At 71.3% G+C, this 21,848-nt stretch carries 24 protein-coding genes; 15 read left to right on the plus strand and 9 right to left on the minus strand.

Features of this window, described 5'->3' with window-relative positions; translation table 11 throughout:
- Positions 1 to 82: 82 nt before the first annotated feature.
- The gene (locus tag Vlu01_RS05480) at positions 83 to 355 is read right to left on the minus strand and encodes a DUF2795 domain-containing protein (protein WP_203994922.1); all 273 of its coding nucleotides are present in this window, start codon (positions 353 to 355) and stop codon (positions 83 to 85) included.
- A gap of 146 nt (positions 356 to 501) precedes the next feature.
- Here Vlu01_RS05480 and Vlu01_RS05485 point away from each other — a divergent pair, with 146 nt between their 5' ends.
- Positions 502 to 912, plus strand: a complete 411-nt coding sequence (locus Vlu01_RS05485; protein ID WP_203994924.1) for a DUF2267 domain-containing protein — start codon at positions 502 to 504, stop codon at positions 910 to 912.
- Between the two features lie 42 nt (positions 913 to 954).
- On the opposite strand, the gene Vlu01_RS05490 is transcribed toward Vlu01_RS05485, so the two are convergent.
- Positions 955 to 2,121, minus strand: coding sequence for a CaiB/BaiF CoA transferase family protein (locus tag Vlu01_RS05490; RefSeq protein WP_203994926.1), 1,167 nt, complete (start codon positions 2,119 to 2,121; stop codon positions 955 to 957).
- Positions 2,122 to 2,365: 244 nt separating this feature from the next.
- Between Vlu01_RS05490 and Vlu01_RS05495 the strand changes: the two genes are divergently transcribed.
- The 5 genes from Vlu01_RS05495 (at position 2,366) to Vlu01_RS05515 (ending at position 6,433) form a co-directional block, all read left to right on the plus strand.
- Entirely contained in the window at positions 2,366 to 3,382 is a 1,017-nt protein-coding gene (locus Vlu01_RS05495) for a TerC/Alx family metal homeostasis membrane protein (protein WP_203994935.1), read from the plus strand.
- Between the two features lie 75 nt (positions 3,383 to 3,457).
- Positions 3,458 to 4,057: a molybdopterin-dependent oxidoreductase gene (locus tag Vlu01_RS05500; RefSeq protein WP_203994938.1), complete on the plus strand. Its 600-nt coding sequence runs from the start codon at positions 3,458 to 3,460 to the stop codon at positions 4,055 to 4,057.
- A gap of 8 nt (positions 4,058 to 4,065) precedes the next feature.
- A complete protein-coding gene (locus Vlu01_RS05505) occupies positions 4,066 to 4,788 on the plus strand; it encodes a ferredoxin reductase (protein WP_203994964.1) in 723 nt (240 codons plus the stop codon).
- Positions 4,789 to 4,800: 12 nt separating this feature from the next.
- A complete protein-coding gene (locus Vlu01_RS05510; RefSeq protein ID WP_203994965.1) occupies positions 4,801 to 5,082 on the plus strand; it encodes a DUF6510 family protein in 282 nt (93 codons plus the stop codon).
- 49 nt (positions 5,083 to 5,131) lie between these two features.
- Positions 5,132 to 6,433 (plus strand): NAD(P)/FAD-dependent oxidoreductase, encoded by a 1,302-nt coding sequence (locus Vlu01_RS05515; RefSeq protein WP_203994966.1) that lies wholly within the window; start codon positions 5,132 to 5,134, stop codon positions 6,431 to 6,433.
- Between the two features lie 66 nt (positions 6,434 to 6,499).
- Here Vlu01_RS05515 and Vlu01_RS05520 read toward each other — a convergent pair whose 3' ends face one another.
- Positions 6,500 to 7,480 carry a DUF2267 domain-containing protein gene (locus tag Vlu01_RS05520; RefSeq protein WP_203994967.1) on the minus strand — a complete coding sequence of 327 codons (981 nt, stop codon included), beginning with the start codon at positions 7,478 to 7,480 and terminating at the stop codon, positions 6,500 to 6,502.
- A 216-nt stretch (positions 7,481 to 7,696) separates the two neighbouring features.
- Here Vlu01_RS05520 and Vlu01_RS05525 point away from each other — a divergent pair, with 216 nt between their 5' ends.
- Positions 7,697 to 7,999: a hypothetical protein gene (locus tag Vlu01_RS05525; protein ID WP_203994968.1), complete on the plus strand. Its 303-nt coding sequence runs from the start codon at positions 7,697 to 7,699 to the stop codon at positions 7,997 to 7,999.
- A 69-nt stretch (positions 8,000 to 8,068) separates the two neighbouring features.
- Here the strand turns inward: Vlu01_RS05525 and Vlu01_RS05530 are convergent, their stop codons facing one another.
- Together Vlu01_RS05530 and Vlu01_RS05535 are read right to left on the minus strand one after the other, a co-directional pair.
- Positions 8,069 to 8,416, minus strand: coding sequence for an STAS domain-containing protein (locus Vlu01_RS05530; protein ID WP_203994971.1), 348 nt, complete (start codon positions 8,414 to 8,416; stop codon positions 8,069 to 8,071).
- A 105-nt stretch (positions 8,417 to 8,521) separates the two neighbouring features.
- Positions 8,522 to 8,920: an STAS domain-containing protein gene (locus tag Vlu01_RS05535; protein ID WP_373307285.1), complete on the minus strand. Its 399-nt coding sequence runs from the start codon at positions 8,918 to 8,920 to the stop codon at positions 8,522 to 8,524.
- A 203-nt stretch (positions 8,921 to 9,123) separates the two neighbouring features.
- Here Vlu01_RS05535 and Vlu01_RS05540 point away from each other — a divergent pair, with 203 nt between their 5' ends.
- The 3 genes from Vlu01_RS05540 (at position 9,124) to Vlu01_RS05550 (ending at position 12,518) form a co-directional block, all read left to right on the plus strand.
- Positions 9,124 to 10,869, plus strand: coding sequence for a PP2C family protein-serine/threonine phosphatase (locus Vlu01_RS05540; protein WP_203994973.1), 1,746 nt, complete (start codon positions 9,124 to 9,126; stop codon positions 10,867 to 10,869).
- Positions 10,866 to 11,933, plus strand: coding sequence for a cobalamin B12-binding domain-containing protein (locus tag Vlu01_RS05545; RefSeq protein ID WP_203994975.1), 1,068 nt, complete (start codon positions 10,866 to 10,868; stop codon positions 11,931 to 11,933). Before Vlu01_RS05540 ends, Vlu01_RS05545 begins: the two co-directional genes overlap by 4 nt.
- 138 nt (positions 11,934 to 12,071) lie before the next feature.
- Entirely contained in the window at positions 12,072 to 12,518 is a 447-nt protein-coding gene (locus Vlu01_RS05550) for a response regulator (protein ID WP_203994978.1), read from the plus strand.
- Positions 12,519 to 12,559: 41 nt separating this feature from the next.
- Here the strand turns inward: Vlu01_RS05550 and Vlu01_RS05555 are convergent, their stop codons facing one another.
- The 3 genes from Vlu01_RS05555 to Vlu01_RS05565 form a co-directional block, all read right to left on the minus strand.
- The gene (locus Vlu01_RS05555) at positions 12,560 to 13,429 is read right to left on the minus strand and encodes a hypothetical protein (RefSeq protein ID WP_203994980.1); all 870 of its coding nucleotides are present in this window, start codon (positions 13,427 to 13,429) and stop codon (positions 12,560 to 12,562) included.
- A 297-nt stretch (positions 13,430 to 13,726) separates the two neighbouring features.
- Positions 13,727 to 14,149, minus strand: a complete 423-nt coding sequence (locus Vlu01_RS05560) for an OsmC family protein (RefSeq protein WP_203994981.1) — start codon at positions 14,147 to 14,149, stop codon at positions 13,727 to 13,729.
- Positions 14,150 to 14,210: 61 nt separating this feature from the next.
- Positions 14,211 to 15,158, minus strand: a complete 948-nt coding sequence (locus Vlu01_RS05565) for a serine/threonine-protein kinase (protein ID WP_203994993.1) — start codon at positions 15,156 to 15,158, stop codon at positions 14,211 to 14,213.
- A 163-nt stretch (positions 15,159 to 15,321) separates the two neighbouring features.
- Between Vlu01_RS05565 and Vlu01_RS05570 the strand changes: the two genes are divergently transcribed.
- From Vlu01_RS05570 to Vlu01_RS05590, 5 genes are all read left to right on the plus strand, one after another.
- A complete protein-coding gene (locus Vlu01_RS05570; RefSeq protein WP_203994996.1) occupies positions 15,322 to 15,546 on the plus strand; it encodes a DUF8847 domain-containing protein in 225 nt (74 codons plus the stop codon).
- Positions 15,547 to 15,772: 226 nt separating this feature from the next.
- On the plus strand, positions 15,773 to 15,922 hold the full coding sequence (locus Vlu01_RS05575) for a hypothetical protein (RefSeq protein WP_155220336.1): 150 nt from the start codon (positions 15,773 to 15,775) through the stop codon (positions 15,920 to 15,922).
- Positions 15,923 to 15,931: 9 nt separating this feature from the next.
- Positions 15,932 to 17,407, plus strand: a complete 1,476-nt coding sequence (locus Vlu01_RS05580; RefSeq protein WP_203995001.1) for a class I SAM-dependent methyltransferase — start codon at positions 15,932 to 15,934, stop codon at positions 17,405 to 17,407.
- A gap of 56 nt (positions 17,408 to 17,463) precedes the next feature.
- Complete coding sequence (locus Vlu01_RS05585) at positions 17,464 to 19,530, plus strand: sulfatase-like hydrolase/transferase (protein ID WP_203995411.1); 2,067 nt, start codon at positions 17,464 to 17,466, stop codon at positions 19,528 to 19,530.
- Between the two features lie 237 nt (positions 19,531 to 19,767).
- Positions 19,768 to 21,051, plus strand: a complete 1,284-nt coding sequence (locus Vlu01_RS05590; protein WP_203995017.1) for a citrate synthase — start codon at positions 19,768 to 19,770, stop codon at positions 21,049 to 21,051.
- Between the two features lie 118 nt (positions 21,052 to 21,169).
- Here Vlu01_RS05590 and Vlu01_RS05595 read toward each other — a convergent pair whose 3' ends face one another.
- Entirely contained in the window at positions 21,170 to 21,754 is a 585-nt protein-coding gene (locus Vlu01_RS05595; RefSeq protein ID WP_203995412.1) for a hypothetical protein, read from the minus strand.
- Between the last annotated feature and the right edge of the window lie 94 nt (positions 21,755 to 21,848).

Below are 21,848 nucleotides of genomic sequence, written 5' to 3' on the forward strand. Positions count from 1 at the left end.
CTGCGGTTCGCGGCCGGGGCGCGCCGCCCTGTCTCCGGTGCGCGAGACGGCCCGGCCCATCGTCGTCGGGCCAGCCCACCGTTCAGATGCTGCGCAGGTGCTGGGACACCCGCTGGTGACGCTTGTCCCGTGCCTGGGCGGCGCGCTGCGACTCGGTGATCTCGGGAGCCGCGTCGATGCCGGCCGAACGGGCCACCTGGTTGCCGTTGGCGTAATCCACCGGAGGCAGCGCGCGCAGCGCCTGGAGCACGTCCGGTGGCGCCCCTTCGCGCTCGGCCTCGCGTACCACCTCGTCCTTCCCTGCGGGGTAGTCAAGACTGGACAGGTACTGCAGGACATCGGCGTAACTCGCCATGGTGTCGGCTCCTCCCGGGCTTCGATCCGGCCACGACCGGGCGCGGATACCCGACCCGGGGTCACTCACGCACCGAGGCCGGCGGAAAAGCGGTCACCGTTTCCGTCCCGGTGGGGTGGGTAAGCGCCGGCCGGAGGGGGTACGCGATGAACTACGACACCTTCGTCGACCAGGTCACCCAGCGCACCGGAACATCGTCGTCGCGAGCGACGGAGCTGATCCGGGCCACGCTGCAGACGCTGGCCGAGCGGCTGACCGGTGGCGAGGTGCTGGACCTGGCCGTGCAACTGCCCGCCCCGTTGCGGCTGCCGTTGCGGCCGACACCGGACATCGAGGCGGCGGAGCGGTTCGGAGCCGCCGAATTCGTCGCCCGGGTGGCCGTACGCGCCGGGGTCGAGGAGCCGGCCGCCCGGGACGCGATCCGGGCGGTCTTCACCACGCTCCGGGAGGCGGTGACCGGTGGAGAGTTCGACGAACTGGTGGTCCAGTTGCCCCGTGACTACCGGGACATGGTCGAACCCGCCCTGGCGCCCGGTGCGACGCTGCGCCGCCGCTGAGGGGTTCGCCGCCGGACAGCGCCAACGTTCCTGGACACCGCACTAGCCGACGGCTGCCGACGCACGGAGGCGAGCGATCCCGTCCTGGTCGAAGCCAGCCTCGGCGAGGATCTCGTCGGTGTGCTCCCCCGGCCAGGGCGGCGGTCGGCGGATCGCGGTCGGGGTGGCGGAGAACCGAGGTGCCGGGGCCGGCTGGACGACGCCGTCGCGGAGCACGAATGTCTCCCGGGCGGCCAGGTGCGGATGCTCCGGTGCCTCCCGCCAGTCCAGTACCGGTGCGACGCACGCGTCCGAAGCGGTGAGCAGCGACGCCCAGTCGTCGCGGGTACGGGTGCGGAACAGGCGCGCCCAGGCAGCCCGCAACGCCGGCCAGTTCGCCGGATCGGTCCGGTCGACCGGCTCATCCGGAGGGAGTGGGAAACCGGTGAGCCGGACCAGTTCGTCGTAGAACCGTGGCTCCAGGGCACCCACGGCGAGGTATCGGCCGTCGGCGCACTCGTAGGTGTCGTAGAACGGGGCACCCCCGTCGAGCAGGTTCACGCCACGCGGTTCCTGCCACATGCCGAGCTGACGCAGCGCGTGGATCTGGGTGCTGAGCACCGCGACACCATCCACGATCGCGGCGTCGACCACCTGACCGGTCGCACCCCCGCGCACCGCGTACAGCGCGGAGACGACACCCAGAGCGAGCATCATGCCGCCGCCACCGAAGTCGCCGAGCAGGTTCAGCGGTGGCACCGGTGGCTGACCGGCCCGTCCGATGCCGTGCAGCGCGCCGGTCAGCGCCAGGTAGTCGATGTCGTGTCCGGCGTGCGGGGCGTTCGGGCCGTCCTGACCCCACCCGGTCATCCGGCCGTAGACCAGGGCCGGGTTGACCGCGTGGCAGTCCGCGGGGCCGACGCCGAGCCGCTCGGTGACCCCGGGCCGGAATCCCTCGATGAGGACGTCGGCGTCGCCGACCAGGGCCAGCACCACCTCACACCCGTCGGCGGACTTCAGGTCGACCGCGATCGAGCGGCGCCCCCGGTTGAGCAGATCGGGGTGCGGGCTGCCGAAGGCCGCAGCGTCCACCTCGGTGACCCGGTCGACCCGGATCACGTCGGCCCCGAGGTCGGCCAGCATCATGGCGGCGAACGGTCCCGGTCCGATCCCGGCCAACTCCACCACGCGTACGCCGGCCAGCGGGCCGGTCACCAGGTCTGCGGTCACCCGGTCACGATAGGCGCTCACATCCTGGATGGCTGGTCGGCGGCCGTGAGCGGCGTCATCGGGCCTCGGCAGCGCCCCGCCTGGCGGGCGGAATCCGGCTGTCCTAACCTTGTCACCACGAGGGGAGTACTTCCCACGAACCATTCCGGTCAGTACGGCGCGCCCCGGAGCGCGCCTCGGGTGGTTGCCCACGAAAGGTGGGTGAAGGAGACCTCGAACATGACACGGTGTTCGAGGAGGCTCCATGTCCGCTTTGTCGTATGCAGCCGCTGGCCTGCAGTCCATCGGTACGCCCTCGCTCTGGGCGATCACGATCGTCGGGGTCATCGCCCTGCTGGTGCTCGACTTTCTGGTGACCCGCCGCCCGCACGAGGTGTCCCTGAGAGAAGCACTCGGCTGGTCAGCCTTCTACATAGCCCTGCCGCTGGCCTTCGGTGCCTGGGTATGGTCCCGGTACGGGCGTCAGGAGGGCATCGACTACCTCGCCGGCTACCTGGTCGAGAAGTCGCTCTCCGTCGACAATCTCTTCGTCTTCATGCTGCTGCTGGCCGCCTTCGCGGTGCCGAGCGAGCTCGCCCAGCGGGTGCTGCTGTTCGGTATCACCGGTGCGCTGGTGCTGCGCGGCATCTTCATCGCCCTGGGCGCCGCAGCCCTGCAGAACCTGGACTTCGCCTTCCTGATCTTCGCGTTGATCCTGCTGTTCACCGCGGCGAAGCTGCTCCGTGACGCCTTCACCGGGCATGAGCAGACGGTGGACATCGGCAGCATGCGGTCGGTGCGACTGCTGCGCCGCTTCATGCCGGTGGTCCAGGAGTACCACGGCACGAAGATGACCGTACGGGTCGACGGGCGGAGGGCGCTGACCCCGCTCGCGCTGGTGGTGGTGGCGGTGCTCGCCACCGATGTGGTCTTCGCCGTCGACTCGGTGCCGGCCGTCTACGGCATCACCGAGGATCCGTACCTCGTCTTCGCCACGAACGCCTTCGCCCTGCTGGGCCTGCGCGCGCTCTACTTCGTGCTGCACGCGGCGCTGAGCCGCCTGGTTCACCTGACCTACGGCCTGGCGATCATCCTGGCCTTCATCGGCGTCAAGCTCGGCCTGCACTGGGCGCACGGCATCTGGGAAGGCGTCCCGTTGATTCCCACCGAGGTCTCGCTCCTGGTCATCATCGCCGTGCTGACGGTGGTCACGTTCACCAGCCTGCGGGCGACCCGCAACGTGGTGCCGGGCGCCAAGGAAGTCGTGACCGAGCGGAAATGAGTCTCCGGGCCGGGCGGCGAGCCTGAGCTGGCGGAACCGACCCACGACGGCGACCCCCCGTGGTACGACTGAGCGGTGGGTATCGTCACACCGGGCTTCCAGGGTCGGCCCCGCGTCGAGGCGCCGGATCTTCCCCCGGGTCAGTACCTGACACCGGACTTTCCGGTGCTCTCCGCCGGCCCGACCCCCCGGGTGCCACGTGACCAGTGGGAGTTCGTGATCAGCACCGAGACTGGTACGGAGCACCGGTGGAGCTGGGACGAGATGATGGCGCTGCCGCAGGAGGCACCGACCGTCGACATCCACTGCGTCACCCGGTGGTCGAAGCTCGGCACCACCTGGCGGGGCGTCTCGCTGGACACCCTGCTCGACGGCGTCGACACTGCCGCCGACTACGCCCTGACCCACTCCTACGGCGGCTACACCACCAACCTCCCGCTGGCGGACCTGCGCGACGGGCAGGCCTGGCTGGTGCACACCTACGGCGGCGACGACCTGCCGGCCGAGCACGGTGGGCCGGCCCGTCTGCTCGTTCCCCACCTCTACTTCTGGAAGTCCGCCAAGTGGGCGCGCGGTATCCACCTCACCGTCGAGGACACCCCCGGCTTCTGGGAGACCGCCGGCTACCACGACTACGGCGACCCGTGGCGTGAGCAGCGGTACCAGGGCGATTGAGCGCCCGGATGAGCTGGCGGGAGGCCCGGTTGGTGGCGCACCGGGTCGAGACGCCGACGGCGCGGACCCTGGTGCTGGAGGTGCCGGGCTGGCCGACCCACCTGCCCGGCCAGCACGTCGACATCCGGCTCACCGCGCCGGACGGCTACCAGGCCGCCCGGTCGTACTCGCTCGCCGCCCCCGCTGACGGCGACCGGATCGAGGTGTGTGTCCAGCGGGTGACCGACGGTGAGGTGTCGCCGTTCCTGGTCGACGGCTACCGCGAGGGCGACCCGGTCGAGGTGCGTGGTCCGATCGGCGGCTGGTTCGTCTGGCGGCCCCAGCAGTCCGATCCGGTGCTGCTGGTCGCCGGCGGATCGGGGGTGGTGCCGTTGATGGCCATGATCAGGGCCCGGCGGGCGGCCGGGAGCCGGGTGCCGTTCCGGCTGATCTACTCCGTACGCACCCCCGATGACGGCTTCTACACCGAGGAACTGCGGCACCGGGTACGCGACGACGCCGGCCTCGACGTGGCCCACGTGTACACCCGTCAGGCCCCGGAGGGGTGGCGCGGCGAGCCGCACCGGCTCGGCCTCGCCGACGTCAACACGCACGGCTGGCCGCCGGAGCTGGAGCCGCTGGTGTACGTGTGCGGACCCACCGGTTTCGTGGAGGCCGTCTCCGATCTGCTCGTCGCGCTGGGCCACCCGGCACGCCGGGTACGCACCGAACGTTTCGGCCCGACCGGCTGAGAGGAGACGCGGATGACCGCGCTGCCCTACCTGGATGGCAACATGCTCGACGGCCCGTTGGGGGAGGTGTTCGCGGTCGACCTGAGCACCGCCACCGCCCGGTGCGCCCACTGCGGCACCCCCGGTCCGATGGCCGGCCTGCGGGTCTACCCGCACGCGCCCGGCCTGGTGGGCCGCTGCCCCACCTGCGTCGAGGTGATGGTGCGGCTGGTCCGCGCCCCTGACCGCGCCTGGCTTGATCTGCGTGGTGCCACCTTCCTCCAGTTCCCGATGCCCCTCGACCAACCGCGTTGACCTCCAGCGGAGGACGTTTGTCGGCGCGTACGACGGGAACCGGGCCGGAATGACGAAGCCTCGTGTGGTGATCGTGGGGGCCGGGTTCGCCGGGTACCACGCGGCGAAGACGTTGAGCCGGTTGGCCCGCGGCCGAGCCGAGATCGTCCTGCTGAACTCGACCGACTACTTCCTGTACCTACCGCTGCTGCCGGAGGTGGCGGCCGGGGTGGTCGAACCCGGTCGGATCGCCGTGCCACTGGCCGGCACGCTGGACGGCGTACGGGTGGTCATCGGTGAGGCCGACAGCGTGGATCTGCAGAACCGGTGGGTCGGTTTCACCCAGCCGGAGGGTGACCGCAACCGGCTGGCGTACGACCGGCTGGTCCTGGCCGTCGGCAGCGTGAACAAGCTGTTGCCGATTCCCGGCGTGACCGAGTACGCCCACGGCTTCCGGGGCCTGCCCGAAGCGCTCTACCTGCACGACCACGTGGTCCGGCAGATCGAACTGGCCGAGCAGGCCGAGGATCCGGCCGAGCAGCAGGCACGGTCCACCTTCGTGGTGGTGGGCGCCGGATACACCGGTACCGAGGTGGCCGCGCACGGCATCCTGTTCACCGACGAACTGGCCGCCCAACATCCCCGCCTCACGATCCGACCCAGGTGGATACTGCTCGATGTCGCTCCACGGGTGCTGCCGGAACTGGACCGCCGGATGTCGGTCACTGCGGACCGGGTGCTGCGGCGGCGTGGGGTGGATGTGCGGATGGGGACCTCGGTCGCGGTCGCCACCTCCGACGGGGTCAAGCTCACCGACGGCGGGTACGTGCCCACCTGTTCGCTGATCTGGTGTGTCGGGGTACGACCTGACCCGTTCGTGGCGGAACTGGGTCTGCGGACGGAAAAGGGACGGTTGGTGGTCGACGAGTACCTCAACGTCCCCGGGTTCCCCGAGGTCTACGCCTGCGGCGACGCCGCCGCGGTGCCCGATCTGACCCGCCCCGGCGAGATCTGCACGATGACCGCCCAGCATGCGCAGCGGCAGGGCAAGCTGGCCGCACGCAACATCGCCGCCTCGTACGGACAGGGAAGCCGTCGCCCGTACAGGCATCACGACCTCGGTTGGGTGGTCGATCTGGGCGGCAAGCAGGCGGCGGCGAACCCGCTCAAGGTGCCGCTGTCCGGCCTGCCCGCCAAGGCGGTCACCCGTGGCTACCACCTGCTCGCGATGCCCGGCAACCGGGCCAGGGTGAGCGCGGACTGGCTCCTCGACGCCGCCCTGCCCCGGTCAGCGGCACAACTCGGTCTGATCTCCTCCACCGCCGTACCGCTGGAGAGTTCGTCGCCGGAGATGCCGGCGCGGGTTCACTGACCTCGCTCGGCCCGGACGATCGTGCGGCCGTGAGTGTGCCACGGCCGCACGTCCGGTGTCCGCGACTCAGCCGCCGGCCATCCCGGCGCCCGCCTCGTCGAGGGCGTCGTCGACCGCGTGTGCCAGGTCGATGTCGCTCGCGGTCACCGCCCCGGCATTGCCGGAGGTCACGGTCAGCACCGCGGTGGTCGGGTCGGCTCGGCCGATCCGTGGCCCACGGCCGATCTGCTGGCGGAGCAGGTCGAGCCGGTCCAGTACCCGGTCGAGGTTGCTCGGCGGCAGTTCCAGGGTCCGGGACAGCGCGGTGCCGTCGCCGGACCAGTAGGGCAGATCGGCCAGGGCCGCACCGAGTTCGGCCGCCGACAACGGCGGCGTCGAACTGGCCACGCCGACGACACCGCCACCGGCCGGCAACGGGTTCAGCAACTCCCGCAGCTCGTCCGGTACGTGCAGCGATTCGATCAGGTCACCGTCGTGCTCGGCGAGCGCGGCGAAGGTGGCCTGGGCCTGGTAGCGGGCCTGCTCCGGGCTTCGGCCGCTGATCCGAGCCACCTCGGAGAGGAACCCGCCCAGGTCCTGGTGCCGCTCGATGCCGTCCACCGGGACCACGTCGTGCAGTGCCGTGGGAACTGCCTCCAGCAGCCGGCGGCGTTCTCCCGCCTCCAGGGCCCAGGCCAGGACGAGCACCGTCGACTCCACCCCGACCTTGGCGGTACGGAAGTCGACGCCGGCCCGGCGGACGACGTTCTCGACCAGGTCGCGGTAGCCCACCGTGGTGACTCCAGGTGCCTGCGAACCTGGCTCCGGGCGAGGTCGGGGAGCCTCCGGGGAGCCGGTCGGCGGGGGAGCGGGACCGCCGCGCGTGGTGTCCGATTTGTGGCGGCTCCCGGCCGGCGGTGGGCCGGCCCGCTTGTTCTGGTCGAGGTGGGTGAGTTGCTTGGACGCGCTCAGGCTGGCGCCGGTGTCCGCGGCCCGCATGCCGCGTTCCCGGGCCTGGCGGGCCAGTGCCCGGCGGCGCTGGTTGTCGCCCTCCATCTGTTTGCGCATGGTGCACACCTCGCTTCCGCTGGTGGTTGCCTGGCTTCGTCGATGGCCTTCCCGGCCACCGGCGGGGCGAAACGATCGGTCCGGCGCGGGCCGTGGGACCGTCGCCGGGGCCCGCGAGGGCTTCATCCGGGCCGGGTGAGGCCCCATCACCCGGGCAGGACCGACGATCGCGGTGGACCGGAGATCTTCCGAGGCACGGCGGAAGGGAAGGTCGTGATGAAGCGGATAGTCGAGATCGTCCCCGCCCGACCCGGTTGGTACGCCCGGTGGCGGCTCGAACCTGAGCGCACCCGCTGTTACCCGGTGAGCCTGTGGGCGTTGGTGGAGGAGGCTGACGGCGGCGGCCGCGAGGTGATCGGTGTCGACTGCGCCGGCCAGTGGCCCGGGGCGCAGGAAGACGGCGCAGGTGCGGAGTTCGTCCGCTACCTGTTCAAGACTCCCGATTCGGGCCCGCCCGAGGACGCGGAACCGACCACCCGACCGCACCGCGCGAGCCCCCGTCCGGTCCCGGCCCCCTGAGCCATCCTCCGGCCCCCGACCCCTGGTCCCAGGGTCGGGGGCCACCCCTCGGGCGGTGGCCCTGGCGGCTCAGCCGGCAGCCTGCACGTCGTGGTCCCCGGCGACCGGGGAAAGCTCCAGCAGCTCGGCGAGGCCGGTGCGGTCCAGCAGTTGGCGCAGTGCCGCGTTGACACCGGTCAACCGCAGGGGTACGGAGGCGCCTCGGTGGGCCACCACGAATGCGCTCAGCCCGGAGGAGTCACACATCGTCACCCCGGTGACGTCGAGGACCAGCCGCTGGTAACCGTCGCGCCGCAGCGAGGCGACGGCATCGATGAGTTCCGGCGAGCTGTCGAAGTCCAGCTCGCCGGTCAGCCGCAACTCGGCATGCCCCGCGTCGTGCCGGTCGACCTCGATGACCAACAGCTGTGCCGACATGACTCCCATGCTCCCAGGACGCCGGCCAGCCGCAAGTCGCGGGATGAAAAAGTTGATCTCGCCGCCCGAGTCCGTCACGCGCGTCCCGGAGCTGTCCGAAGGGTGCTACACGATGGCCGGGGACTGATTGTCGGGCTCGGCGTCGACGGGCCCGGTTCCGGACGCCTCGCGGGCCAGCAGGCCGGTGACCCCGGTCATGTCGAGGATGGCCTTGAGGAACCCGGGGACCGCCTGTAGCCGCAGCCGGACGCCCCGCTGCTGCCCCTCGCGCCAGGCGTGCACGATGACGCTGAGCCCGGTGCTGTCGATGAACCGCAAGCCGCCGAAGTCGAGCACCAGCAGGGTGGGACCGGTGCTGAGCGTCTGGTCGATCTCCCGCCGCAGCGGCGCGGCAGTGGTGTAGGCGAGGTCACCGACGACCTGGATCACGGGTGCGTCGGGATCAGACCGGTCGACGGACAAGCTCAGCGGCGGCGTCTCGGGTCTGCGACCGTGGGACAGCAACGATCACGCCTTCCCCGGATGACAGGCGGACAGGGGCGCTCGGATCGTAACAACCGTCGAGCCGCTCCGCCCGTCGTCGGTGCCCGAGCGGACGCCGCCCGGGTGGCGGCACCCGCAGACCCGCGTAGGCTGGACGTCAGGACGTGACCAGGCACGCTGCTCGACGCGGCTGCGGAACCGACAAGGAGCGAGGCTCAAAGCTGGTGACAGGTGCCGACGTCAGGGACCTCGACCCCGGCGACGGACGGTCTGCCACGCCGAGTGTCGCCCGGGTCACCGCTCGGCGTCCGACCACCTCTCGCCCGTTGCCCGCCCTTGAGCGGCTGCAGGGTCAGCTCGCCGCCGACTGGCCCGAAATCGCCGAGCATCTCCGCGAAGGCGTGGTGGTGTGCGGTCCGGACGGCACCGTCCGCCAGATCAGCCCGGTCGCGCAGCGGCTGCTGCCCGAACTGGTCGTCGGCGGGACACTCGCGGCGGTCGAACGGTTGGCCTCGCTCGATCCACACCTGCGCCATCACGGTCGGCGGCTGCGGGTACGTCGCGTCCCCCTGTCCGCCGGGCGTAGCTGCTGGTACGTCGAGGACGTCAGCGACAGTGAGAAGCGGGCCGAGGAACTGGCCGCCGAGCGGTCCAGGTCGGCCTTCCTGGCCACCGTCGGCGACAAGCTGGGCAATCCGCTGCATCCGGACCGCGCCGCCGCCGCGGTGGTACGCCTCGCCGTACCGACCCTGGCCGAGGTGGCGGTGCTGGTGTTGGCGCCCCGCTCCGGCCGGGCCCGTTGGTGGCGCGCCCGCCATGGCGGAGACGAGACACCCACCGTCGATCGCGGGGTGCTCGCCGCGTCGGAGTTACCCCCGGCGATCGTCGAGAGCCTGCGGGGGACCCAACCGCACGCCGTGGACTGGCTGGTCGAGCAGACCATCGAAGCGGGCTGGTTGCCCGGTGCCGCCGCCAGCGAGGTGGCCGCCCGTCTGGTGCCGTTGCCGGGTCGGGACGCGTCGGCGGGGGTGCTTCTCGTCGCGCGGGGAGCGGGTGGCTGGTACGGGGAGGACGACGTCGACCTGGTCCGGGCCTTCGCCGCCCGGGCCGGTGCGGCGTTGACCACTGCGCTGCTCTACCGCGAGCAGGCGGAGGTGGCCGACACGTTGCAGGCCAGCCTGTTGCCGGTCGAGCCGACGCCGACGCCGGGTGTGCAGTGGGGTACGGCGTACCGTCCCGCTCAGGCCGGCCTGCGTATCGGCGGCGACTTCTACGGTTCGCACCGGTTGCCCGACGGCGGCTCGGTGTTCTTCCTCGGCGACGTCTCCGGCAAGGGGGTCGAGGCGGCGGTCTTCACCGGGCAGCTGCGTCAGTGCCTGCACGCGTTGCACCGGGTCGAGCAGCAACCCGCCAAGCTGCTGCGGCTGCTCAACGACGCACTGCTGGAGACGACCCTGGCACACGGTCAGGGCCGGTTCGCCACCATGGTGCTGGGTGTGGTCCGTCCGGACCGCGACGGTGGCCTCGGACTCACGCTGGCCGGCGGCGGGCACCTGCCGCCGTTGGTGTTGCGCTCCTCCGGTGTGGTGGAGCAGTTGCCGTTGACCGGCATGCTCATCGGCGTGGTGCCGGATCCGCGGATCGGTCAGGTCACCACGCGGCTGGCCCCCGGTGAAACCTGCCTGCTCTACAGCGACGGAGTCACCGAGGCGCGGGGTGGTCGGCGGGGCGAGGAACTGCTCGGCACCGAACGCCTGGTCCAGGCGCTCAGCGGTTGCCACCGGATGCCGGCACCCGCGCTGGCCGAGCGGATCGAGCAGGTCACCTGCGACTGGTTGGCCCAGCGTGACCACGACGACATCGCGGTGCTGGCGTTGCGCGCCACCGGAGTGAGTGGCCACCCACAGCGGCACCTGCACGCGGTGCCGACGTTGAGCGGACCGGATCCGGAGGAGATGATCCCCGGGTGACCACTGCGACGAGAGACACCTCGCCCGAGACCGTCTACCAGGACTACCTGCGCTCTCTCGCCGAGGCCGACGAGCACGCCGCCGTCGAGGTGGCGCGCGGGCTGCTCGACGCCGGCGTGGCCGCCGATCGCGTACTGCTGGAACTGGTGGCCCCGGCACAGGCCGAGGTGGGGGAGCTGTGGGCGCGCAACGAGTGGAGCGTGGCCCAGGAGCACGCGGCGACGCACATCAGCGATCGGGTGGTGGCGGCCGTCGCCGCCTACGCCGAGGTCCGCCCGAACCGGGCGCGGATCGTGGTCGCCTGTATGGACGGCGAGTGGCACGCGCTGCCGGCGCGGCTGGTCGCCGAGGTACTGCGGCTGCGCGGCTGGCAGGTCACCTTTCTGGGCGCCAGCGTCCCGGCCGCGCACCTGATGTCGTATCTGCACCGGTACGACGCGTACGCGGTGGCGCTCGCCTCCGCGCTGCCGATGCGGTTGCCCCACGCGCACCGGATGATCGAGGCGTGCCGGCGTTCGGATGTGCCGGTGCTGGTCGGTGGGCGGGGTTTCGGCATGGACGGCCGGTGGGCCCGACGGCTCGGCGTGCCCTGGGCCGCCAACGCGGTCGCCGCCGCCGACCTGCTCAGCGACGAACGCGCACTGCGTGCGCCGGCACCGGCGGAGCTGACGCACCTGGCCGACGACGAGTACGCCGGCCTGGTCAACCGGCGTGGTGAGCTGATCGAGAGCGCCCTGGCCGAGCTGACGCAGCGGTACCCGGCCATCGGTGACTACACCCCGGCCCAGCTGGACTCGACGATCAGCGACCTCGGACACATTCTGGATTTCCTGGCCGCCGCCCTCTATGTCGACGATGGCTCGCTGTTCACCGAGTTCATCGAATGGCTGGTGACTATTCTGGACAGCCGCGGGGTGCCGGGCGCGACGGTGGAGGCCTCGCTGGAGCACTACAGCCGGTTGTTGCACGACTTCCCCCGGGCGGTGGACCATCTCCAGCGTGGTCGCGCGGTGCTGCCGGCGAGGGCGGTCGGCTCCGGGCGGCCGGCTCCTCGGGCCGGGTGAGGCAGCGGCCCGGCCGGAGGGCTGCGGTACCGCTGCGACATCGCGGACCCGGCGATCACCGGCGGTTAGGGAATGGGCTAGATTTCCGCCAGCGCGGGGCCGGCAGGTCCCGTGCTGGCCGACCTGAGGCAGGTAGAGATGGGCGCACGCACCCTCGCTCCGGTTCGCATTCTTGTCGTGGACGACGACCCAGGCGACGTGCTCATGATCGAGGAGGCCCTGGCCAGCTCGGACGTCGAGAAGGTGATCGACGTGGTCGGCGACGGTCAGGAGGCGATGGAGTTTCTCCGCCGCGAGGGCCGACACAGCGACGCGCAGCGTCCGGACGTGATCCTGCTCGACCTCAACATGCCTCGGATGGACGGGCGTCAGGTGCTGGGCGAGGTGAAGGGCGACGAGGATCTGCGGACCATCCCGATCGTCGTGCTCACCACCTCGAACGCGGACACCGACATCATCAGCAGCTACACGCTGCAAGCCAACGCCTACGTCACCAAGCCGATCGACCTGGACGACTTCAACGACGTGGTGCACCGCATCGACGAGTTCTTCGGTCGAGTGGTCGTGCTGCCCAAGCGGGGCTGACCGCGATCTCCGGCGGTGGTGACCTGTCCGGGGGCCTACCGTCAGGTCAGTGCCGCCACGATGGTCGCGGCCCGCTCCTCGTGCTGGGCGTAGGCGTAGGGGAAGGCGGAGATCTGCACGGCCTGGGCGGCCAGGGTCAGGCTCATCTGCTGCCATCCGGGTACCTGTAGCAGCGCCTCGTAGAACACGCGGGCCGCGTACGCCGGCCGCATCAGGTCCCGTACGCTGCCCCAACCGCTGCTGGGACGCTGCTGGAACAGCCCGACGGAGTCGTGGTCCCAGCCGATCGCCTGGTGCGGGTAGTTCTGTGACTCGGGCAGCACGCCGCTGGCGTAGTTGAGCAGGGTGCTCTCCTGCATCGCGGTGGCGACCGCGATCACCAGTCCCTGGCGTGGAATCTTCATGTCGACGCCGACGTCCACGATCGATTTGGCGTTGTCCATCTGTGCCTGGGTGAGCCCGGCGACGGGCCGGGGGCGCGGTGGCTTGGTCGGGGCCTTCTTCTTCGTCGCCTTCGGCTTGGGGGTGGACGACGGCTTGGCGCTCGGCGAAGTGGTCGGGGTGGGGCTGGCGCTGGCCGGAGCGGGCGTGGGGCTGCGGTCGAGGGAGCGGGAGGCGGCCTCGTCCTGGGCGGCGAGCGCACGGTCGGTGAGCGCCTCGGTCACCTGTCGGGCGGGCGCCTCGTCATCGGGCCTGGCGGCCACGACGGCGGTGGCGCCGAGACAGCAGGTCACACCGGTGGCCAGGGCCACCCGGACGGGGGTGGAGGCGAGCACGGCGCGAACGCCGCGCCGTGGCGTCGGTACGGCCCGATGTCGCCCCATCCACCGTTCGGATGATGGCACGTCGGCCGAAGGGTGCGCCGGTTGTCCGGGGGTCAGCTTCTGGTCGATGTTGTCGTCGGGGTGCACCCGCCGAGGCTAGAAAGTCGACGGCCGCCTGCCATCGGCCCGGTTGGTGGCATCCGTCACAATTCGCGGCTATCCACCCGGTGATTCTCCGCGACTACCTACATAGCTGAACAATACGCCCCTGTCCGTCGATGGGGAAATATCCGAAATGACGAGCGGGAACGGACGAAAACTGGATCTTGTTGGCGTCTATCGGCACCGTGGGCTGTCTCCCCCGAACGGATGAGGCCGAGGTCGACCCGACCGTGTGCCGGGTGGGACGGTCGGGCCATCCGGTGCGTGCGCCTTGCCAGTGGATCAGTGCCGGCCGTTCTCCGCCGGACTCACCGTGAGCCGGTGTCGACCATCGTCATCGCTGGAGAACGGCCACAGCCGGTCGGCGTGCTCGACCAGTTCGGCAAGCTGCTGTCGACTCAGCCCCACCGACGAGATCGAGGCGTGCACGTCGGCCCGGTAGCGACCGTCGTCGTCGCGTCCGAGTTTCGCCTCCGCGCGTACCTGCACGGTGTGCGCCTCGTCGGTGATGCCGCTCGCCGCCTCCACTGCCGCGTGGTGCAGGCAGGACGCGAACGCGGCGGCCAGCAGCTGCGACGGGGTCAGCCCGGTGCAGTGTGGCGCCAGCGGCGAGGCGAGGGCGGTCGACAGCGCCTCGTCGTCGGTATGGATGTGGCCGCCCTCGGCGGTCGCGGCGGCAACCTCGTTCAACCAGGAACTCGGCATCGCGTTCCTCCCGTCACTCCCCGCCCGGCTACCCGGAGCAGGTCGGGTGAAACCGGGGAAGTCACCCGCCGGGTCGACTCCACTGCGCGACGGCGGCGGCCTCGGTGGCCTCGGCCGCCGCGCGTTCGGTCCACGGGCTCACCGCCGGTGGCCGCTGCCGGGGCATCAGCGGCTCGTGCATCGGCACGTACACCCGGGCGTCGACCGCCTCGGCCAGCAGCAGTGCGGCCACCAGGCTGCTCGGCCGCCGGGTCGGGTCGTCGGCGAGGCAGCGCAGGCACAGATCGGCCACCTCAGCGGGTAGCCCGGGCACCTCGGGCAGCGGGCGTGGCGCCTGACGTTCCTGGCGCCCGAGCAGCTGGCCGACGGTGTCCGCCGGGTGCGGCAGGCGTCCCGAGAGGCAGTAGTAGAGGAGGACCCCGAGGGCGTAGATGTCCGCCGCCGGGGTCGCCGGTGCCCGGTGCAGCTGTTCCGGCGCCAGATACGCGGGCGTACCGACGACGATGCCGTCCGGCGTGGTGTCGGTGGCGCCGGCAGGGGTGGCGATGCCGAAGTCGAGCACCTTCACTCCTGACGGGGTGAGCATCACGTTGGCCGGCTTGATGTCGCGGTGCACGATGCCGTGCGCATGTGCCGCAGCCAGCGCGGCGCACACCTCCGCGCAGACGCGTACCGCGATCCGCCAGTCCAGCGGGCCGGCCCGGAGATGCGCGGCGAGGGTCTGTCCCTCGGCCAGCTCCATCACGATGTACGGCAGTTCCCGGCCCACCCCGGTGGCGCAGGTGCCGAAGTCGTGCACGCTGGCCACGTTGGGATGGACCAGGCGGGCCGCGGAACGGGCCTCACCGCGGATCCGCTCCACCGAGGCCGTCTCGTCCGGTTGACCGGGCGAGACGAGCTTCACCGCGACCGACCGGTCCAACACGATGTCGTGCGCCCGCCACACCTCAGACATGCCGCCGAGGCCGACGCGCTGTTCGAGCCGATAGCGCCCGTCCAGCGTACGCATCGATCGCCTCCTACCCCTCGTGGTGCCCGCCCGGCGCGCGGGGCCGTGGCCTCGGCACGGTACCCCACCCCCGATCAGGGCAAACCCGCCTCGAATGGCGGCTGGTGCGTTAGCGTGCGAGCCGGGACGTCCGACGTGCCGGGCGGGCTGGAGGCGGAACGAGATGAGTGAGGTGACCGTACGTTTCGTCGGCGGTCCGGCCCACGACCTGGTCCGGTCGTTGCCGGCCGGCCCGGACGGCGCTCCGCCACGGCTGTGGGTGCTGCGCCGGCCGCAGGATGCCCCCACGCCGGCAGCGGACCATCTCTACGTGCGGCAACGGCCCGACGGGTCAGGGACCTGGTCGATGCGTTTCCTCCGAACCGACCCGGTCGGCGTGACCGAGTGACCCCGCCTCACCCACGAGTTGATCAAGAAATTCGGGTCTCCGCCGGAGGTCAGAGCGGGCGAAACCCCTTGATCAACGCGGAAAAGGGGGAGAAGTGTGCCGTTGTGCCCGACAGGTGACAGTGAGCGGCGTACGGTGACCTAAGTCCGGCTACGTCGCGTGCATCCGAAATGGCGGTAAGCGGCGACTGGTGCCGGTTCGTGACGGCAGAGGGAAGGAGCGGTCGGTGAACCACCTGGCCTACCTGGACGCGGGATCCGGCAGCCTGATCGTGCAGGCGGTGGTCGGCGGGATCGCCGGGGTCGCGGTGGCGGCCAAGCTTTACTGGCGCAGACTCGTCAGTCGGTTCCGCCGCCAGCCCACCGACCAGAGCTGACCCGAGGCGATGGCGATTCCAGACCTGGGCCGATCGACCCGACCGGCCCCGCTCGACGTCGACCCTCGACCAGAGCCCGGTTCCTTCCGCGACCCGGCCAACCGGATCTTTCACGCCGGCGACGACGTGCTGCGCGCACTCGACCGGACCGCCGCCGCCCACTGGCGTGCCCTCGCCGCCAGCAGTTTCTTCCCACCGCTGCTGGCCGCCGGCAAGGTCTGTGGCACCGAGGAGTTGCCGCCCGGATCGCCGTTGCGGGACCTGCCGACCCGACCGGCGTCGTCGGACTGGGCGACGGTGCTGCGGCACGAACGCGTCCCGTTCGTCTCGCACCCGTACGAATGGTCCTTCGCGATGGTGCGCGACGCCGCGCTGCTGCACCTGGAGATCCTCCGGGCCGCCATGTCGGCGGGCTTCACCACCAAGGACGGCTCGGCGTACAACCTCCAGTGGCGTGGCACCGACCCGATCTTCATCGACGTCGGGTCCTTCATCCCACTGCGGGACGGTGAACCCTGGGCCGGCTACCGGCAGTTCTGCCAGACGTTGCTCTACCCGCTGATGCTCGGCGCCCATCTGGGGCTGGCGTTCCAACCCTGGCTGCGGGCTCAGATCGACGGCATCGATCCGGAGCAGATGGGCCCGCTGTTCCGGGGTACCCGTCGACTGCTGCCCGGGGTGCTCACCCACGTCCACCTGCACGGTTCCGTGCAGCGTCGCAGCGCCGCCACCAGCACCGCCGACGTACGCGCCCAGCTGCGCGACGCCGGCTACACCCGCGAGCTGGCCCTGGCCACCGTGCGTGGGTTGGAGAAGCTGGTGCGCCGCCTGGACCATCAGCCGCCGTCCACGCACTGGGTCGACTACCAGCAGACGTGTGGCTACTCCGGCGACGACCGGGCGGGCAAGGAACGCTTCGTGGCCGCCGCGCTGGCCGTCGCCGATCGGCGTCGACTCGTGCTCGACCTGGGCGCCAACGATGGACGGTACGCCCGCCTCGCCGCCCGGCACGCCGACTACGTGGTTGCCGTCGAGCAGGACCCGGCCGTGGTCGACCGGCTGTACCGCACCCTGCGGGGCGAGGGTGAACGGCGGGTGCTGCCGCTGGTGATGGACCTGGCGGACCCGTCCCCGGGCGGCGGCTGGCGCGGGGTCGAGCGGGCCTCGTTCGCCGCCCGGGCCAGCGCGGACACCGTGCTCGCCCTGGCCCTGGTGCACCACCTGGCGATCGGGCGCAACGTGCCGCTGCCGGAGGTGGTGGCCTGCCTCGCCGGCTTCGCCGCGCCCGGCGGGCGGCTGGTGGTCGAGTTCGTCCACCCGGACGACCCGATGGCTGCCCGGTTGCTGGCCAACAAGCCGGACGGGCTCTTCCCCGACTACCGGCGGGACGCCTTCGAGGCGCTGCTCGCCGGCCACGGCACCGTCGAGGAGCGGCTGGAGCTGCCCTCGGGCACCCGCACCCTGTACCGGGTGGCCTTTTCGTGACCGACGGTCCCACCACCGGAGCCGAGGTGAGCGACCCCGGTGCCGCCGGAACCGGCATCGCGACCGGCGACCCGGTGCCGCAGGGATCCGCCCCCACCGGTACGACCGGGCAGCGGGTCGGCCTCCGACGGTGGTGGGGTGGGGACGGCTGGCGGGCCGAGGGTCACCGGCTGCTGGAGATCACCGCGCTGGTCGGGCTGGTGATCACCCAGCCGCTGCTGGACATCCTCGGTCGCAGCCCGGACTTCTTCCTGTTCCACCGGGCCGACCGGGGTGAGATCCTGCTGCTGGTGGCCCTGGTCGCGGTGGTGCCCACGGTGGCTGTCGGGCTGCTGGGCCTGCTTTCCGGCCTGGCCGGCACCGCGACGCGGAGGCTGATCCACAGCCTGCTGCTCGGGCTGCTGGTCGCCGCGCTGGCGGTGCAGGTGGGCCGGCACACCACACCGCTGCGGGGCGTACCGCTGCTGCTGGTGGCGCTGGCGGTGGGCGCCGCCGGCGCCGTCGCCCACCGGCGGTGGACGGCGCTCGCGCGGGTGCTGCGACTGGCGGCCGTCGGGCCGCCGCTCTTCGTCGGGCTGTTTCTGTTCGCCTCGCCGACCGGACCGGTGGTGCTGCCGGTCGGCGACGGCGGCGCGGCGGGCACCGCGACCGGCAACCGGCACCCGCCGGTGGTGATGCTGATCCTCGACGAGCTTCCGCTGGTCTCCCTGCTCGACACCGACGGTGGCGTCGACGCGAACCGGTTCCCGCACTTCGCCGAGCTGGCCGCCGCCTCGACCTGGTACCGCAACGCGACCGGAGTCAGCGGATGGACGCCGTACGCCCTGCCGGCGATGCTGACCGGTCGCTACCCGACGGAGCCGTCCGCACCGCACTACTCGCACTACCCGGACAACCTCTTCACCGCCTTCGGCGGGCTGTACGACATCCGGGCCGAGGAGAGCATCACCCGGCTGTGCCCACCGAGCCGCTGCGAGCAGCCGGTCACCCCGGAACAGGGGATCGGCGTGCTCGTGCGGGAAACGGGAGGGCTGCTGCGCCAGGTCACCGCGCCCTACGACAGTCGGATCGACCCGGAGGACTCCTACCGGGAGCGCACCGCCGAGGAGGCCGGCATCGACGCCGCCGAGCCGGTGCCGACCGACCCGAAGTTCCGCTGGGACAGCCTCAACGTCAACCAGCCGGCCCGGTTCACCAGCTTCCTCAACGGCCTGACCCCGTCGTCGCGGCCGACCCTGCATTTCCTGCACCTGCTGATGCCCCACTCACCGTGGGCGTTCCTGCCCTCCGGGGCGCGGTACGAGGCCCCGGAGGACTTCCCCAACGAGGGTGACGGCTGGGTGGACCTGGCCCGCGCCCGGCACCTCGCCCAACTCGGCTACACCGACCGGTTGATCGGCGAGACGATGCGTACGCTGCGTGCCAGCGGGCTGTGGGACGAGGCGCTCGTGGTGGTCACCGCCGATCACGGGGTCAGTTTCACCAAGGGGGTGCAGGGGCGCGGCGAGGACGCGATCCGGGCCGCCGCCGACGAGGTGGCCTGGGTGCCGCTGTTCGTCAAGACGCCCGGCCAGCGCAGCGGGCAGGTCGACGACCGCAACTGGGAACACGTCGATCTGCTGCCCACGGTCGCCGACGAGGCCGCCATCCGGCTGCCCTGGCGGGTCGACGGTCGGTCCGCCCGGCAGGCGCCGCGCACCGACGCGGGCAAGGTCTTCTACGACCGGCCCTCGCAACCGATGCCGATCAGCGGCGGGGTACCGGCCGCGCCAGCACCGGCGGTCCCGCATCGGCTGGTCGGCACCGCCGTGGGCCCGGCACCGACCGCGGGCAGTGCCCGGGTCGGTGGACTGGATGCCTTCCGCGCCGTCGATCCCGACGCGGGCGTGCTGCCCGGCATGATCTGGGGCACCGTCGATGACGACGTCGCCGACGGCACCGAACTGGCCGTGGCCGTCAACGGCACCGTGGCGGCGGTGGTCCCGGTGGTCGCCCCGGATCCGGGTGGCCGGCGCTTCGCGGCCCTGCTCGCCGACGACCGGCTCTTCCAGGCCGGTGCCAACCGTCTCGACCTCTACCTGGTCGGCGACGGCAGCGGGCTACGCCAGCTGTCGATCTCCTGATCGGTCGGGCGCGGCCGATCGGCCGGTACGCCCGGTCCTCGATCGCTTGACATTTGCACGCTACGTGTGCCTTTCGTACCCGTCCGTCCCGGTCGTCGGGGTTTCCCGGCGCTTCGGTCGGGAATCGGGTGACGCATGCCTCACCGCCGAACCACGAGGGGCGGTGTCGCCGCAACCGCAATTACGGTAGAAGCGAAGGCAATTCAACGTAGATCTGCCGGCGAAGCGAGGAACCACATGACGGAAGTCAAGCTCGATCACCCCGGCGGGCAGCTGTCGATGCCGGTAATTTCCGCGGTCGAGGGCCCCGCTGGGATCGGTGTGGGCAAGCTGCTGAAGGAAACCGGGCTGACGACGTACGACCCGGGGTTCGTCAACACCGCCGCCTGTTCGTCCGCCATCACCTACATCGACGGTGACGCGGGCATCCTGCGGTACCGTGGCTACCCCATCGAGCAGCTGGCCGAGAAGAGCTCCTTCCTGGAGGTCTCCTACCTGTTGATCTACGGTGAGCTGCCGTCCAGCCAGCAACTGACCGAGTTCACCGAGCGGATCCGCCGGCACTCGTTGCTGCACGAGGAGATGCGGCGCTTCTTCGACGGCTTCCCCCGGGAGGCCCACCCGATGGCGGTGCTCTCCTCGGCCGTCAGCGCCCTGTCCACCTTCTACCAGGACAGCCTCGACCCGTTCGACGCCGAACACGTGGAGATGTCCACGTTCCGGCTGATGGCGAAGGTCCCCACCATCGCCTCGTACGCGTACAAGAAGTCCATCGGCCAGCCGCTGCTGTACCCGGACAACGGGCTGAGCTACGTGGAGAACTTCCTGCGGATGACGTTCGGCGTCCCGGCGGAGCCGTACGACGTCGACCCGGTGATCGCCCGGGTGCTGGACATGCTCTTCGTGCTGCACGCCGACCACGAGCAGAACTGCTCCACCTCGACGGTGCGGCTGGTGGGCTCCAGCAACGCCAACCTGTTCGCCTCGATCTCGGCCGGCGTCAACGCGCTGTTCGGCCCGCTGCACGGCGGCGCCAACCAGGCGGTGCTGGAGATGCTGGAGCGGATCCAGGCCGAGGGCGACGACGTGCAGTCGTTCGTCCGCAAGGTGAAGGACCGCCAGGACGGCGTCAAGCTGATGGGCTTCGGCCACCGGGTCTACAAGAACTACGACCCGCGGGCCGCGATCGTGAAGAAGGCGGCGCAGGACGTGCTCGGCCGGATGGCCAAGCCGGACCCGCTGCTGGACATCGCGATGCAGCTGGAGGAGATCGCCCTCGCCGACGACTTCTTCGTCTCCCGGCGGCTCTACCCGAACGTGGACTTCTACACCGGCCTGATCTACAAGGCCATGGGCTTCCCGACCAAGATGTTCACGGTGCTGTTCGCCCTGGGCCGGCTGCCGGGCTGGATAGCGCAGTGGCGCGAGATGATCAACGACCCGGAGACCAAGATCGGCCGTCCGCGGCAGGTCTACACCGGCGCCACCCAGCGCGACTACCTCCCCGTCGAAAAGCGCTGACCCGCGAAGGAAGGGCACCTTATTAACGCCTGAGGTATAGGAAGGGCCCCTTCCTAACACGTCGTACGACGACGGCCGTCGCACCCGGATCACGGGGCGGCGGCCGTCGTCGCCTGGCTCACCCGGTGCGCTCGGCGTCGACTGCGGCCTTCAGCACCCAGGACGTCAGCCGGGGCCGACCAGGCAGTGCCGTCCGCCCGGTGCACCAGAGCAGCACGTCGACCGGATCTCCCGCCGGGGCGTGCGGAAAGAGCCGAGCGAGCACCGCCGCGCACTGCGCCGCCGGTGGCCGCCAGCCGAGCCCGAGCCCCTGGCTGATGTCCCAGGTGTGCACCAGCGTCTCGTTGACCCCCAGCGCGGCGAAACCACCCGGGTCGGTCGGCCCCCAGTGCCAGCCACGCGCGATCGGGTGCGCCGCGCCCACCGCGGCGCTCAGCAGCCGGCCGCAGGCCGTGACCACGGCGAGCACGTCGCGCGGTGCGGCATCGTCCCGGACAACCAGGTCGAACGGCAGGTACGCATCGGTCGGACGGGCCGCGACCTGGCCGGCGTAGGCCAGCAGATCGTGGCCGACGTGGACCGCCGTCGTCCAGCAACTCCAGTCAAGCGTCCCGGCCCGGTGTTCCCGCCAGTCCCGGATCACCTGCGGCGTGAGCACCCGTACCATCTCGGCCACCGCCAGGTCGACGTCCCCACCGTCCATCGCATCCATGTCCACCATGCTGCCAGCGCCCCCAAGCAGTTTCGGAACAGCGCCCCGACCCGGTGATGGCCAGGGTCGGGGCGAGTGCGCCCGC

It is taken from the genome of Micromonospora lutea, assembly GCF_016863535.1.
Lineage (GTDB): Bacteria > Actinomycetota > Actinomycetes > Mycobacteriales > Micromonosporaceae > Micromonospora > Micromonospora lutea.

Coding starts and splice junctions, on each gene's coding strand:
- Vlu01_RS05485 (WP_203994924.1), top strand. CDS start 502: ATGAACTACGACACCTTCGTCGACCAGGTCACCCAGCGCACCGGAACA.
- Vlu01_RS05505 (WP_203994964.1), top strand. CDS start 4,066: ATGAGCTGGCGGGAGGCCCGGTTGGTGGCGCACCGGGTCGAGACGCCG.
- Vlu01_RS05595 (WP_203995412.1), bottom strand. CDS start 21,754: ATGGACGGTGGGGACGTCGACCTGGCGGTGGCCGAGATGGTACGGGTG.
- Vlu01_RS05525 (WP_203994968.1), top strand. CDS start 7,697: ATGAAGCGGATAGTCGAGATCGTCCCCGCCCGACCCGGTTGGTACGCC.
- Vlu01_RS05495 (WP_203994935.1), top strand. CDS start 2,366: ATGTCCGCTTTGTCGTATGCAGCCGCTGGCCTGCAGTCCATCGGTACG.
- Vlu01_RS05580 (WP_203995001.1), top strand. CDS start 15,932: ATGGCGATTCCAGACCTGGGCCGATCGACCCGACCGGCCCCGCTCGAC.
- Vlu01_RS05530 (WP_203994971.1), bottom strand. CDS start 8,416: ATGTCGGCACAGCTGTTGGTCATCGAGGTCGACCGGCACGACGCGGGG.
- Vlu01_RS05590 (WP_203995017.1), top strand. CDS start 19,768: ATGACGGAAGTCAAGCTCGATCACCCCGGCGGGCAGCTGTCGATGCCG.
- Vlu01_RS05565 (WP_203994993.1), bottom strand. CDS start 15,158: ATGCGTACGCTGGACGGGCGCTATCGGCTCGAACAGCGCGTCGGCCTC.
- Vlu01_RS05570 (WP_203994996.1), top strand. CDS start 15,322: ATGAGTGAGGTGACCGTACGTTTCGTCGGCGGTCCGGCCCACGACCTG.
- Vlu01_RS05510 (WP_203994965.1), top strand. CDS start 4,801: ATGACCGCGCTGCCCTACCTGGATGGCAACATGCTCGACGGCCCGTTG.
- Vlu01_RS05480 (WP_203994922.1), bottom strand. CDS start 355: ATGGCGAGTTACGCCGATGTCCTGCAGTACCTGTCCAGTCTTGACTAC.
- Vlu01_RS05515 (WP_203994966.1), top strand. CDS start 5,132: ATGACGAAGCCTCGTGTGGTGATCGTGGGGGCCGGGTTCGCCGGGTAC.
- Vlu01_RS05520 (WP_203994967.1), bottom strand. CDS start 7,480: ATGCGCAAACAGATGGAGGGCGACAACCAGCGCCGCCGGGCACTGGCC.
- Vlu01_RS05560 (WP_203994981.1), bottom strand. CDS start 14,149: ATGCCGAGTTCCTGGTTGAACGAGGTTGCCGCCGCGACCGCCGAGGGC.
- Vlu01_RS05550 (WP_203994978.1), top strand. CDS start 12,072: ATGGGCGCACGCACCCTCGCTCCGGTTCGCATTCTTGTCGTGGACGAC.